Source organism: Kitasatospora sp. NPDC048286 (genome assembly GCF_043201735.1).
Lineage (GTDB): Bacteria > Actinomycetota > Actinomycetes > Streptomycetales > Streptomycetaceae > Kitasatospora.
Map to the genome: position 1 here is coordinate 107,282 of NZ_JBICZE010000019.1, position 15,016 is coordinate 122,297.

1 protein-coding gene is annotated in these 15,016 nt (G+C 76.5%); it reads right to left on the reverse strand.

Going from position 1 to position 15,016, the window contains the following annotated elements; translation table 11 throughout:
• Window positions 1–10 precede the first annotated feature (10 nt).
• Window positions 11–15,010 carry a type I polyketide synthase gene (locus tag ACGF13_RS34820; RefSeq protein ID WP_392883128.1) on the reverse strand — a complete coding sequence of 5,000 codons (15,000 nt, stop codon included), beginning with the start codon at window positions 15,008–15,010 and terminating at the stop codon, window positions 11–13.
• Window positions 15,011–15,016 lie beyond the last annotated feature (6 nt).

A 15,016-nucleotide genomic window follows, 5' to 3' on the forward strand; every position in this document is an offset into this window, starting at 1 on the left:
CGGGTCGGTGTCATGACCGGCCGAGTTCGTTGTCGATGAGGTCGAAGAGTTCGTCGTCGCTGGCGCCGTCCATCCGGTCCTCGATGGAGGCGGCCACCCCGGCCGCCGTGCCGTCGCCGTCGGCCGGGGTGGCCGCCGGGTCGTCGAGGCGGCGCAGGAACTCCCGGAGCCGCCCGGCCAGCCGTTCGCGGTCCGCCGGGTCGTCGGGGAGGCCGTCGAGGGCGCCTGCCAGGCGGTCCAGTTCGGCGAGGCCGGGGAGCGGGCCGGGTCCGGCGTCGGGGAGCAGTTCGGCGGCGAGGTGTGCGGCGATCGCGGCCGGGGTGGGGTGGTCGAAGAGCAGGGTGGCCGGCAGCGGGTGGCCGGTTGCGGCGCGCAGCCGGTTGCGCAGTTCCACCGCGGTCAGCGAGTCGAAGCCGACCTCCAGCAGGCCGCGTCCGGGCTCGACCGCGGCCGGGCCGCTGTGGCCGAGCACCAGGGCGGCGTGCGAGCGGACCAGGTCGAGCAGGACCCGGCCGCGCTGGGTCTCGTTGAGGGAGCCGAGGCGCTGCTTCAGGGCCTCGGGCCCGTCGGGGCCGGTGCCGGCCGCGGGGCCCGCGGCGCCGCGCCGGGCGGCGGGGCGCACCAGGCCGCGCAGCAGGGCGGGGACGCCGCCGGTGGCGGCCTGGGCGCGGACGGCCGCGGTGTCGAGCCGCAGCGGGAGGAGGACCGGCTCGTCGAGGGTGCCGGCCGTGTCGAAGAGCGCCAGTCCCTGGGCCGGGTCGAAGGCGACGATCCCGCCCCGGGCGATCCGTCGCAGGTCGGCCTCGGTGAGCCCGCCGGTCATCCCGGTGCTGTTGGCCCACAGGCCCCAGGCGAGGGAGCGGCCGGGCAGCCCATCGGCGCGGCGCCGGTGGGCCAGGGCGTCGAGGAAGGCGTTGGCGGCGGCGTAGTTGCCCTGGCCCATGCCGCCGAAGATCCCGGCGATGGACGAGAACAGGACGAACTCGGACAGCTCCAGGCCGGCGGTGAGTTCGTGCAGGTTGATCGCCGCGTCCACCTTGGGGCGCAGGACATGGTCCAGTTGCGCGGGCGTCATGGTGGCGACGACGCCGTCGGCCAGCACGCCCGCGGCGTGCACCACCCCGGTCAGCGGGTGCGTGGGGGGCAGGGCGGCCAGCAGGGCCGCGAGGGCGTCGCGGTCGGCGGCGTCGCAGGCGACGATCTCGGCGTGCGCGCCCAGGGCGGCGAGTTCGGCGAGGAGTTCCGCCGCGCCGTCGGCGGCGGGGCCGCTGCGGCTGGTCAGCAGCAGGTGCCGGACGCCGTGTTCGGCGGCGAGGTGGCGGGCGACGTGGGCGCCGATGGCGCCGGTGCCGCCGGTGATCAGGACGGTTCCGTCGCCGCCCCAGCCGGGGGTGCGCCCGGTGACGGCCAGCGGTACCCGGGCCAGCCGGGCGACGTGGACGGCTCCGGCCCGGATCGCGAGCTGGGGTTCCCCGGACGCGAGGGCTTCGGCGAGCAGCGCGGGCGGGTTCTCGTGGGTGTCCAGGTCCAGCAGGACGAAGCGGTCGGGGTTCTCGGTCTGCGCCGAGCGGACCAGGCCCCAGAGCGCGGCCAGGGCCGGGTCCGGGACGTCGTCGCCGGTCACCGGGACCGCGCCCGAGGTGACCAGGACCAGCTTGGCCCCGGCCAGCCGCTCCTCGGCCAGCCAGTCGCGCAGCAGGGCGAGGACCGTGCCGAGTCCGTCGTGGACCGCGTCGCGGAGGGTGCCGGGCGGCGCGTACGGGGCCGAGGCGGGCGGGCAGGCGGCCAGCACCAGCCGGGGCGGCGGGGCGCCCGAGTCGAGCAGAGCGGACAGCGCGGCGAGGTCGGTGACCGTGCGGCCGGGGAGTGTCCCGGTGCCGAGCACGGTCCAGGACTCCGGGTCGAAGGCGGTGCCGGCCGCCGTCGCGGCGCGCTCGGGCAGGGCCTGCCACTCGGGGCGGAACAGTTCCTCGTGGTGTCCGGCGCGGGTGGCCTTGAAGCGGTCGCGCGAGACGGGCCGCAGGACCAGGGAGCGGGCCGAGAGCACCGGCCGCCCGGTGGCGTCGGTCACCTGCACGGCGACGGCGTCGCGGCCGGTCGGGGTCAGCCGCAGCCGGAGTTCGGCGGCCCCGGAGGCGTGCAGGCGCACGCCGTTCCAGGAGAACGGCAGCCAGCCCTGCGCGGGCCCCTCCAGGACGTCGAACACCAGTGAGTGCAGGGCGGCGTCCAGCAGGGCCGGGTGCAGGCCGAACGCGGCGGCGTCCGGCCGCTGCTCCTCGGGCAGGCTCGCGAGGGCGTACACCTCGTCGCCGAGCCGCCAGGCCGCGCGCAGGCCCTGGAACGCGGGGCCGTAGGCGAACCCGCCGCCCGCGAAGCGGTCGTACAGGCCCTCCGTGTCGAGGGGGACGGCTCCGGGCGGCGGCCAGGCCTCGGGGTCCGCCGGGTCGGCCGGGTCCGCGGCTCCGGTGGAGCCGAGCAGGCCGCTCGCGTGCCGGGTCCAGGGGGCGTCGGGGCCGTCGTCGGCGGCCCGGGCGTGGACGCTCAGCGGACGGGTGCCGGCGGCGTCCGGGCTTCCGACGGTGAGCTGGAGTGCGACGGCTCCGCCCGCCGGGAGCACCAGCGGTGCCTCCAGGGTCAGTTCCTCGACCTGGTCGCAGCCGACCTGGTCGCCCGCGCGGACCGCGAGTTCCAGGAACGCGGTGGCGGGGAACAGCGCCCCCTCGTAGACGCCGTGGTCGGCCAGCCAGGGGTGGCTGCGGACCGAGAACCTGCCGGTGAAGAGGAAGCCGTCGGAGTCGGCGAGTTCCGTTCCGGCGCCGAGCAGCGGGTGGTCGACCGCCTGAAGTCCGGCTGCGGGCAGTCCGGCCGCGGCCGGGCCGGCCTGCAGCCAGTAGCTGCCGCGTTGGAAGGCGTAGGTCGGCAGGTCGACGGCGGAGCCGGCCGGGCCACCGGAGTGGACGGCGTCCCAGTCCACGGGGACGCCCGTGACGTGCAGCCGGGCCAGGGCGGCCGTCGCCGCGGGTGCTTCGGGCCGGTCCTTGCGCAGCAGGGGTATCAGCACCGGGCTGCCGGTGGCGCCGGTCAGGCAGTCCTGGCCCATGGCGGTGAGCGCGCCGTCGGGTCCGAGTTCGAGGAACGCGGTGACGCCGTCGCGTTCCAGGTGGCGTACGCCGTCCTGGAAGCGGACGGTGCCGCGCACGTGCTCCACCCAGTAGTCCGGCGAGCCGAGCTGCTCGGCGGTGGCCGGCTCGCCCGTCAGGTCGGAGATCACCGGGACGGCGGCCTCCCCCGGGACGATCCGGGCCACGACCTCGCGGAACTCGGCGAGCATCGGCTCCATGAGGGGCGAGTGGAAGGCGTGGGAGACCCGCAGCCGCCGGGTCTTGCGGCCGCGCCCGGCGAGCACGGCGGCGATCTCGTCCACCGCCGCCGCGTCGCCGGAGACCACGGTCGAGGCCGGGCCGTTGACCGCGGCGAGGCCGACCTCGCCCTCACGGCCCGCGAGCAGCGGCAGCACCTCCTCCTCCCCGGCGGCGAGGGCGACCATCGCGCCGCCCGCCGGGAGGGCCTGCATCAGCCGTCCCCGCGCGACCACCAGCGCCGCGGCGTCGGGCAGGGTGAACACCCCGGCGACGTGGGCGGCGGCCAGCTCTCCCACGGAGTGGCCGAGCAGCCGGTCGGGGCGAACGCCCCAGTGCTCGACGAGGCGGAACAGGGCGACGCCGAGTGCGAACAGGGCGGGCTGGGCGTACTCGGTGCGGTCCAGCAGGCCGTGGCCGGGGTCGCCGGGGGCCGCGTCGATCACCTCCCGCAGCGGGCGGTCGAGCAGCGGATCGAGTTCCGCGCAGACCGCGTCGAAGGCGTCGGCGAAGACCGGGAACCGTGCGTACAGTCCGGCGCCCATGCCGGTGCGCTGGCTGCCCTGGCCGGGGAACAGGAAGGCGGTCTTCGCGGCCGGGCCGGTGATCCCGCGCACCAGGTCCGCCGACGGCTCGCCGGCGGCGAGGTCGGCGAGCCCCTGGAGCAGGGCCTGCCGGTCCGTGCCGGTGAGGGCGGCCCGGTGTTCGAAGGCGCTGCGGTGCAGCGCGAGGGAGCGCCCCAGGTCCGCGACGGCGAGCGCCGGGGCCTGCTCCACGTGCCGGAGCAGCCGGGCCGCCTGCTCGCGCAGCGCGTCCGCGCCGCGAGCGGAGATCAGCCAGGGCAGGGCGGGCGCGGCGGGCGCGTCAGGGACGGCGGTGGGCGCCGGGGCCGGTTCGGTGGGCTGTTCGAGGATGGTGTGGGCGTTGGTGCCGCTGACCCCGAAGGAGGACACCGCGGCCCGCCGGGGGCGGCCGGTCTCCGGCCACGGGGTGTCGTCGGTGAGCAGCCGGACCGCGCCGGCCGACCAGTCGACGTGCGGGGTCGGCGTGTCGACGTGCAGGGTGCGCGGCAGTGTCCCGTACCGCATGGCCTGCACCATCTTGATGATGCCGGCGACTCCGGCGGCGGCCTGGCTGTGTCCGATGTTCGACTTCAGCGACCCCAGCCACAGCGGCTCCCGCTCGCCGCGTTCCCGGCCGTACGTGGCCAGCAGCGCCTGGGCCTCGATCGGGTCGCCCAGCTTGGTCCCGGTGCCGTGCGCCTCCACCGCGTCGACCTCGGCGGCGGTCAGTCCGGCGTCGGCGAGGGCCGCCCGGATGACCCGCTGCTGGGAGGGACCGTTGGGGGCGGTCAGGCCGTTGCTGGCGCCGTCCTGGTTGACGGCGGAGCCGCGGACCAGGGCGAGCACCGGGTGGCCGTTGCGCCGGGCGTCCGAGAGGCGTTCCAGGACGAGCAGTCCGGCACCCTCGGCCCAGGAGGTGCCGTCGGCGGCGGCGGCGAACGGCTTGCAGCGGCCGTCCTCGGCGAGCACCCGCTGCCGGCTGAACTCCACGAACGCGCCCGGGGTCGACATCACGGTCACGCCGCCGGCCAGCGCCAGCGAGCATTCGCCGGCCCGTAGCGACCGGGCCGCGAGGTGGACCGCGACCAGCGACGAGGAGCACGCCGTGTCGACGGTCACCGCGGGCCCTTCGAGGCCGAGGCTGTAGGAGATCCGCCCGGACGCCACGCTGCCCGCGCTGCCGATGCCGAGGTAGCCCTCGAACTCCTCGGAGGGCTCGGTGACGCGCGACCCGTAGTCGTGGTGGCTGCAGCCGACGAAGACGCCGCTCGCGCTGCCCTTGAGGGAGAGCGGGTCGATGCCGGCCCGCTCGAACGCCTCCCAGGAGAGTTCGAGCAGCAGCCGCTGCTGGGGGTCGATGGTCAGCGCCTCGCGCGGGGAGATCCCGAAGAAGGCCGGGTCGAAGCGGTCGGCGTCGTGCAGGAAGCCGCCTTCCCGCGCGTAGGTGCTGCCGGCCCGGTCCGGGTCCGGGTCGTAGAGGCCGTCGAGGTCCCAGCCCCGTCCGGTGGGGAAGCCGGTGATCGCGTCCCGTCCGCCCGCGACGAGCTCCCACAGCTCCTCGGGGGTGCTGACGCCGCCGGGGTAGCGGCAGCTCATGGCGACCACGGCGATCGCCTCGTCCTCGGGCACCGCGGCGGCCGCGGGCGGCTGCCCGGGGGCGTCGGGTGCCTCGGTGGCGGGCGCCCCCGGCAGTTCGGCGCGCAGGTGTCCGGCCAGGGTGGTGGCCGTGGGGTAGTCGAAGGCCAGGGTCACCGACAGGCGCAGGCCGGTGGCCGCCGCGAGCCGGTTGCGCAGTTCGACGGCGATCAGCGAGTCGAAGCCGATGTCCTTGAACGCCTGGTCGGGTCCCACCGCCTCGGGCCCGGGGTGGCCGAGCACGGCGGCGACCTCGCGGCGGACCAGGTCCAGCAGGGCCCGGTCGCGTTCCGCCGGGGGCAGTGCGGCGAGCCGCAGGGCCGGCGGCTCGGCGCCGTCGGCGCCGCCCCGGGACCCGGCCGCGGCGGCGAGCGCTTCCCGCACCTCGGGCAGGTCCCCGACGGCGGCGCTGGGCCGGAGCGCGGTGAACGCCCGGGTAAAGCGGTCCCAGGCGAAGTCGGCGACGAGGACGGCCGTGTCGTCGTGGTCGAGGGCCTGGTGCAGCGCGGTGGTGGCCACGGCGGGGTCCATGGCGGGCAGGCCGTCGCGGATCAGCCGTTCGGCGACCGCTCCGGAGGCGAGGCTCTCGCCGCCCCACAGGCCCCAGGCCACCGAGGTGCCGGGCAGTCCGAGGTCGCGGCGCTGCCGGGCCAGGGCGTCGAGGTAGGCGTTGGCGGCGGCGTAGCTGCCCTGGCCGGTGCCGCCGAGGGTGCCGGCGAGCGAGGAGAACAGCACGAAGGCGGTCAGGTCGAGTCCCCGGGTGAGCGCGTCGAGGTTGCGTGCGCCGTCGAGCTTGGGGCGCAGGACGCCGGCCGCGCGTTCGGGGGTGATGGAATCGATCACCCCGTCGTCGAGGACGCCCGCGGTGTGCAGGACGGCGCGCAGCGGGCGCTCGGCCGGAATGCCGGCGAGCAGTTCCGCCAGTGCGTCGCGGTCGGCGACGTCGCAGGCCACCGCGGTGGCGTCGGCGCCGAGTCCGCGCAGTTCGGCGAGCAGGGCGTCGGCTCCCGGGGCCTGTGCGCCGCGCCGGCTGGTGAGCAGCAGGTGTGCGGTGCCGGTGCGGGCGAGCCGGCGGGCGATCTGGGCGCCGAGGCCGCCGGTGCCGCCGGTGATCAGGACGGTGCCCTCGGGTGTCCAGTCGCGTGCGGGGGCGGTGTCGCCGAGTCCGGCGTGGACGACCCTGCGGCCGTAGACGCCGGTGGCGCGCACCGCCAGCTGGTCCTCGCCGTCGGGGTTGGTCAGGGCTTCGGCGAGCCGGGTCGCGACCCGGTCGTCCAGTCGTCGCGGCAGGTCGACCAGGCCGGCCCAGCGCTGCGGGTACTCGACGCCGGCGACCCCGCCGAGGCCCCAGGCCAGGGCTTGGAGGGTGCTGTCGATCCGGTCGGAGCGGCCGACCGACACCGCGCCCCGGGTGGCGCTCCAGAGCGGGGCGTCGGTGCCGAGGTCGCCCAGGGCCTGGAGGAGCGCGACGGTCAGGGTGAGGCCGAGGGGGAGCGCCGATCCGTCGCCGTGCGGTTCCTCGGCCAGGGCGAGCAGCGACAGGATTCCGGCGGGCGGCCCGTCGGCGCGGTCGTGGGCGTCGCGGAGCAGTGCGGCGAACCGCGTCCGGTCGGTCGCGTCGTGGCCGGCCTCGACCAGGACGGGGGTGGCGCCGTGTCCGCGCAGGGCGTCCGCGGCGAACGCGACGGCCGGGTCGTCGGCGGCGACGGCCGGGGCGACGAGGAGCCAGCTGCCGGTGAGCCGGGGCCGCTCGGGTGCCGGCAGGGGCTTCCAGGCGACCCGGTAGCGCCAGCTGTCGGCGGTCCGGTCGTCGGCGCGGCCGCGCGCCCACTCGGCGAGGGTGGGCACCAGGGAGGCGAGGGAGGCCCGCAGCTCTCCGTCCTCGACCCGCAGGGTGGTGGCGAGGGCGTCCAGGTCCGCACGGCCGACCGCCGCCCAGAAGCCGGAGTCGGCCGGGCCGGCGCCGGTCGCGGCGGCCGGGCCGGCCGCGGCGTCGGCGGGCCGGCCGGGGGTGGCGTCCAGCCAGTAGCGCTGCTGCTGGAAGGCGTAGGTGGGCAGGGGTCGCTTGCGCGCGCCGGTTCCGGCGAACACCGCGTCCCAGTCCACCGGCAGTCCGCGGACCTGGACCTCGGTGAGCGCGGCGAGGAAGCGGCCGGGGCCGCCCTCGGTGCGGCGCAGGGTGCCGACGACGGCCCCGTCGCCGACCCCGGCCGCCTCGACGGCCTCCTGGATCCAGACGGTCAGCGCGGGGTGGGTGCTGCACTCGACGAAGGTGTGGTGCCCGTCGGCGACGAGCGCGTCGAGCGCCCGGCCGAACTCCACCGGCCGGCGCAGGTTCTCGTACCAGTACGCGGCGTCCAGGTCCAGGGTGTCCACGGGGCCGCCGCTGACCGTCGAGTAGAACGGGACGGCGGAGGTCCGCGGCGCGATGCCGCCGAGCAGGGCGAGCAGTTCCTCGCGGAGCTCCTCCACCTGGGGCGAGTGTCCGGCGAAGTCCACGCCGGGGACCGGCCAGGCCAGGACGCCCGCCTCGGCGTACTGCTCGCGCAGCCGTTCCAGTGCAGCCGGGTCGCCGGAGACCGTCACCGACGTCGGCCCGTTGACCGCGGCGACGTCGAGTGCCCCGTCGTGGGCGGACAGTGCCTCGCGCACGGCTTCGACCGGCTGCGGCACGAACAGCATGCCGCCGCGTCCGGTCAGGGCCAGCAGGGCCCGGCTGCGCAGGGCGACGATCCGGGCCGCGTCGTCCAGCGAGAGCGCGCCGGCCACGCAGGCGGCGGCGATCTCGCCCTGGGAGTGGCCGACCACGGCGTCGGGGACGATCCCGTGCGCCCGCCACAGCTCGGCCAGCGACACCATCACCGCCCACAGCACCGGCTGCACCACGTCCACCCGGTCGAGCGGGGGCGCGTCGGGCGCGTCGCGCAGGACCGCGAGCAGCGACCACTCCAGGTACGGGGCGAGGGCGCGTTCGCAGGCCGCGATCCGGTCGGCGAAGGCCGGGGCGTGGTCGAGCAGTTCCCGGGCCATGCCGGCCCACTGGGTTCCCTGGCCGGGGAAGACGAAGACGGTCCTGGCCGACCGGGCGACGGTGCCTTGGACCAGGCCGGGTGCGCGCTCTCCGGCGGCCAGCGCGGCCAGGCCGCCCAGCAGGGTCGCCCGGTCGCCGCCGACGACGGCCGCGCGGTGCTCGAAGGCGGTCCTGGTGGTGGCCAGCGAGTAGCCGACGTCGGCGGACGGCAGCTCCGGCCGCTCCGTCAGGTACGCGTGCAGCCGCTCCGCCTGGGCCTTCACCGCCTCGGCGGTCCGCCCGGACAGGACCCACGGGATGGCGGCGGGTGCGGGCAGGGCGGGTGCGGGCCCGGCGGGCAGGGCGGGTGCGGGCTCGGCCGGCGGCTGTTCGATGACGACGTGGGCGTTGGTGCCGCTCAGGCCGAACGAGGACACTCCGGCCCGGCGCGGCCGGCCGGTCTCGGGCCAGGGGGTGGCCTCGGTCAGCAGGGCGACGGCGCCCGCCGTCCAGTCGACGTTCGGGGTCGGCCGGTCGATGTGCAGGGTGCGCGGCAGTTCGCCGTGCCCCATGGCCAGCACCATCTTGATGATGCCGCCGACGCCGGCGGCGGCCTGGGTGTGCCCGATGTTCGACTTCAGCGACCCGAGCCACACCGGCCGGTCGGCCGGCCGGTCCTGGCCATAGACGGCCAGCAGCGCGTCGGCCTCGATCGGGTCGCCCAGCCGGGTGCCGGTGCCGTGCGCCTCGACGGCGTCCACGTCGGCGGCCGACAGCCGGGCGTTCGCCAGCGCGTCGCGGATCACCCGCTGCTGGGCCAGGCCGCTGGGCGCGGTCAGTCCGTTGCTCGCGCCGTCCTGGTTGATCGCCGAGCCGCGCAGCACCGCGAGTACCGGGTGGCCGTTGCGGCGGGCGTCCGAGAGACGTTCCAGGAGCAGCAGGCCCACGCCCTCTGCCATGCCGAAGCCGTCCGCCGAGGCGGCGAAGGACTTGCAGCGCCCGTCCTCGGCGAGCCCGCGCTGCCGGCTGAAGCCGGTGAACGACAGCGGGGTGCCCATCACCGTGGCGCCGCCCGCCAGGGCCAGCGTGCACTCGCCCGAGCGCAGCGACTGCGCGGCGAGGTGGACCGCCACCAGTGACGAGGAGCAGGCCGTGTCCACGGTCACGGCGGGCCCCTGGAGGCCGAGCTGGTAGGCGACCCGCCCGGACAGGACGCTGGTGGAGATGCCCGCGATGAACAGGCCCTCCAGTTCCTCGGGGATGTCGCGCAGGGTGCCGCCGTAGCCCTGGTAGGAGGCGCCGGCGAAGACGCCGGTCGGGGTGCCGCGCAGGGTGGACGGGTCGATGCCGGCGCGCTCGATCGCCTCCCAGGAGGTTTCGAGCAGCAGTCGCTGCTGCGGGTCCATGGCGAGGGCCTCGCGCGGGGAGATCCCGAAGAACCCGGGGTCGAAGCGGTCCGCGTCCCTGACGAATCCGCCCGCGGCGGCGTAGCTCCGGCCGGGCCGGTCGGGGTCCGCGTCGTACAGCGTGTCGAGGTCCCAGCCCCGGTCGGACGGCAGCCCGGAGACGGCGTCGTGCCCGTCCGCGACCAGGCGCCACAGGTCCTCGGGGGTGCGGACGCCGCCGGGGTAGCGGCAGCTCATGGCGACGATCACGATGGGGTCGTCGTCGGCGGCGGGTAGCGCCGTCGGGGGCTGCCGGACGGTGGCGGGCTCCTCGGCGGCACCCAGCAGGCCGGTCTCCAGGCGTCCGGCGAGCGCGGTCGCCGACGAGTAGTCGAAGACGACGGTGACCGGGAGCCGCAGGCCGGTGGCGGCGTTGAGTCGGTTGCGCATGTCCACGGCGGTCAGGGAGTCGAAGCCCAGCTCGCGGAAGGCGCGGCCGGGGGCGACCGCGTCCGGCGAGTCGTGGCCGAGGACGGCGGCCGCGTGGGTCCGGACCAGGTCGACCAGCACCCGGGTCCGCTCGGCCGCCGGGAGCGGCGCCAGCCGGTCGCGAAGCGCCGAGGGGGTCCCCCCTGCACCGGTCCCGCCGGTCTCCGGTCCGGCGGCCAGCGCGCTGCGCACCTCGGGGAGTTCCCCGATCAGCGGGCTGGGGCGCGCCGAGGTGAAGACCGTCGCGAAGCGGTCCCAGTCGATGTCGGCGACCACGACCACCGTCTCGTCGTGGTCCAGGACCTGCTGGAGCCCGGTGATCGCGACCGCGGGCGGCATGAAGAGCACGCCGTGGCCGCGCAGGGTCTCCTCCGCCAGTTCGGCCGCCATCCCGCCGGCCCCGCCCTCGGGGCTCCAGATGCCCCACACCACGGAGGTCGCGGCCAGGCCGCGGCTCCTGCGGTCCTCGGCGAGGCCGTCGAGGTAGGCGTTGGCGGCGGCGTAGGCGCCGTGGACGGCGCTGCCCCACACCCCGGAGATGGAGGAGAACAGCACGAACGCGTCGAGGGTGTCCCGGTCGAAGAGCAGGTCCAGGTTCCGGGCCCCGCCGACCTTGGCGTGCAGAGTGTCGGCGAACTCGTCCGCGTCGGTGTCGGGCAGTGGCACCAGCAGCCCGGCCCCCGCGGCGTGGAAGACGGTGCTGATCCGGTGGCCGTCCTGTTCGAGGCCGTCCTTCAACGCGCGCAGGGCCTGAAGGTCGGCGACGTCGCACGAGGCCAGGGTGACCCGGGTGCCGAGCGCGGCCAGTTCCTCGGCGAGCTCCGGCGCACCCGGCGTGTCCGGGCCGCGCCGGCTGACCAGCACCAGGTGCCCGGCTCCCCGCCGGGCCAGCCAGCGCGCGATCTGCGCGCCGATCCCGCCGGTACCGCCGGTGATCAGCACGGTGCCCCCGGGCCGCCAGCTCCGCCGCGGCGCGGTGTCGCCCAGGGCGGACCGGACCAGCCGCCGGCCGTGGCAGCCGGTGGCCCGGACGGCCACCTGGTCCTCGTCCCCGGCCTGGCCGGCCAGCACCCGGCACAGCCGCCCGGCGGTGTCCGGGTCCAGGACCTCCGGGAGGTCGACCAGACCGCCCCAGCGCTGCGGGAACTCCAGCGCGGCGACCCGGCCCAGGCCCCAGAGCAGGTTCTGCGCGGCGCTGACCCCGCTCCCGGTGTCCGTGCCCCCGACCGACACCGCGCCCCGGGTCGCCCACCACAGGGGCGCGCCGATCCCGGCGTCGCCGAGGGCCTGCACCAGGGCCAGGTTGAGCGCGGTGCCCAGCGGGACGGACGGGTGTTCCGGGTGCGGGCGCTCGTCGAGGCCCAGCAGCGACAGCACTCCCGTCACCGGTCCTGGCAGCGCGTCGAGGGACGCGCGCACCCGGTCGGCCAGCACGGCGCGGTCGGCCGCCGCCTCGGTGATCCGTATGTGGACCACCGAGGCCCCGGCCTGCTCCATGGCGTGGACGGTCGCCTCCGACTGGCGTGCCCCGTCCTCGGACTGGCCGTCCGACGACAGCACGAGCCAGCTGCCGTCCAATGCGACCGCCGGGCCCTCGGGCAGGGCCCGCCAGGTCACGCGGTAGCGCCAGGAGTCGACCACCGAACGCTCGGTGCGCTCGGTGCGCCAGCTGGCGAGCGCGGGGAGCACCACGTTCAGCGGGTCCTCGGGCGCCACCCCGAGGGCGGTGGTGAACCGGTCCAGGTCACCCCCGCCCAGGGCCTCCCAGAAGTCGTCGCCCGCCGCGGACGTCCCGGACGGACCGCCCGCCGCAGGGCCGGTGTCCTCCAGCCAGTACGGGCGGCGCTGGAAGGCGTAGGTGGGCAGGGAGACGCCGCCCGGACGGTGTCCGGCGAACACCCGGTCCCAGTCGGGCAGCAGGCCGCCCACGTGGGCCTCTCCCAGGGACGTCAGGAAGCGGTCGAGGCCGCTCTCGCCGCGCCGCAGCGTGCCCACGACCACGGCGGGGCCCTGCGCGGAACCGGCGGTGTCGGCCGCGTCGGCGGTCTGCTGGACACCGAAGGTGAGCACGGGGTGCGGGCTGGACTCGACGAAGAACCGGAAGCCCTCCCCCAGCAACGCCTCCGTGGCCTTCCCGAACTCCACCGTCTCCCGCAGGTTCCGGTACCAGTACTCGGCGTCGACGAGCTTCGTGTCCAGCCAGCCGCCCGTCACCGTCGAGAAGAACGGCACCCCGCCCGAGACGGGCACGATGCCGTCCAGGTCGGCGAGCAGCTGCTCGCGGACCTCCTCCACATGCGCGGAGTGCGACGCGTAGTCGACCTCGATCACACGCGCCCGCACACCCTCCCCCACCAAGGCCTCGACCAGTGCCGCCACCGCGTCCGCGTCACCCGACACCACCGTCGACGACGGACCGTTCACCGCCGCCACCGACAACCGGCCCGCGATCCGCTCCCGCACCGCCTCGACCGGCAGAGGAACCGACGCCATCCCGCCACGGCCCGCCAACGCCCCCACCGCACGGGAACGCAGCGCCACCACCCGCGCCCCGTCGTCGATGCTCAGACCGCCCGCCACCACGGCCGCGGCGATCTCGCCCTGCGAGTGGCCCACCACCGCGTCCGGAACGACGCCGAACGAGCGCCACACCTCCGCCAGCGACACCATCACCGCCCACAGCACCGGCTGCACCACATCGACCCGCGCCAGCAGCGCCTCCGAACCCAACGCCTCCGCCAACGACCAGTCGACGTAAGGCGCCAGCGCCCGCTCGCACTCCGCCATCCGCCCCGCGAACACAGCCGATTCGGCCAGCAGCTCCGCGGCCATCCCCACCCACTGCGACCCCTGACCCGGGAACACCAACACCGAACGACCGGACGACACACCGTCGCCCCGCACCAGGCCCGGCACCGAGCGGTCCTCCGCCAGCGCCTTCACGCCGTCGAGCAGCCGGTCCGGGTCGGTGCCCACCACGACGGCCCGCCGCTCGAAGGCGGTACGCGTGAGGGCGAGGGCGCGGCCGGTGTCGGCGGCCCGCAGGGGTCCGGGGGCGGTGCCCAGGTGTGCCAGCAGCCGGGCCGCCTGGGCACGCAGCGCTTCGTCGGTACGCCCCGAGAGCACCCAGGGCAGCGGGTGCGGATCGCCGTCGGCCGCGGTTTCGGCCACCGGTTCGGCTTCCTCCGCCGGGGCCTGTTCCAGGATCAGGTGGGCGTTGGTGCCGCTGACGCCGAAGGCGGACACGCCGGCCCGGCGCGGCCGGTCGACGGCGGGCCAGTCGCGGGCCTCGGAGAGGACTTCCACGGCACCCGACGACCAGTCCACCATGGGCGTCGGCCGGTCCGCGTGCAGGGTCCTGGGCAGTTCGCCGTGCCCGATCGCCAGCACCATCTTGATGACGCCGCCGACGCCGGCCGCCGCCGAGGTGTGGCCGATGTTGGACTTCAGCGAGCCCAGCCACAGCGGCCGTTCGGCGGGCCGTCCCTGGCCGTACGTGGCCAGCAGCGCCTGCGCCTCGATCGGGTCGCCCAACCGCGTCCCCGTACCGTGCGCCTCCACCACGTCCACGTCCGACACGGTCAGCCCCGCGTCCGACAGCGCCGCCCGGATCACCCGCTGCTGCGACGGACCGCTGGGCGCCGTCAGACCGTTGCTCGCACCGTCCTGGTTCGTCGCCGAACCGCGGATGACGGCCAGTACCGGGTGTCCGTTGCGGCGGGCGTCCGACAACCGCTCCAGCAGCAGGACGCCGGCGCCCTCGGACCAGCCGGTGCCGTCCGCGTCCGCCGAGAACGCCTTGCAGCGGCCGTCGGCCGACAGTGCGCGCTGGCGGCTGAACGCCACGAACGGGTCGGGGGTCGCCATCACCGACACCCCGCCGGCCAGGGCCAGCGTGCAGTCGCCCGCCCGCAGGGCGCGGATCGCCAGGTGCAGGGCGACCAGGGAGGAGGAGCAGGCCGTGTCCACGGTCACCGCGGGCCCTTCCAGACCCAGGGTGTAGGCGATCCGGCCGGAGACCACGCTGCTCGCGGTCCCGGTGTCCAGCAGGCCCTGGACCTCGGGGAGGTGGCGCGAGCCCGCGCCGTAGCCGTTGCCGATCGCCCCGAGGAACACGCCCGTGCCGGTGCGCCGCAGCGCGCGGGGGTCGATCGCGGCCCGCTCGACCGCCTCCCAGGCGGTCTCCAGGGCCAGCCGCTGCTGCGGGTCCATCGACAGGGCCTCGCGCGGCGAGATGCCGAAGAACTCCGCGTCGAACTCGGCCGCGTCGTGCAGGAAGCCGCCGTGCCGGGTGTAGGAGGTGCCGGGCCGCTCGGGGTCCGGGTCGTAGAGGCCCTCCAGGTCCCAGCCGCGGTTGACCGGCCAGGCGGAGACCGCGTCGGCGCCCCGGGAGACCAGGTCCCACAGGAGTTCGGGCGTGTCGGCGCCGCCGGGGTAGCGGCAGGCCATGGAGACGATGGCGATCGGTTCGTGGCGGGCCCGCTCGGCCTCGCGCAGCTGCCTCCGGGCGTCACCGAGGTCCGCGGTGGTGCGCCTGAGGTAGTCGAGCAGCTTCTTGTCGTCGGACATCAGTGC

Bases quoted from the DNA above. Each gene is read 5' to 3' on its own strand.
- ACGF13_RS34820 (WP_392883128.1), bottom strand. From the start codon at position 15,010: ATGTCCGACGACAAGAAGCTGCTCGACTACCTCAGGCGCACCACCGCG.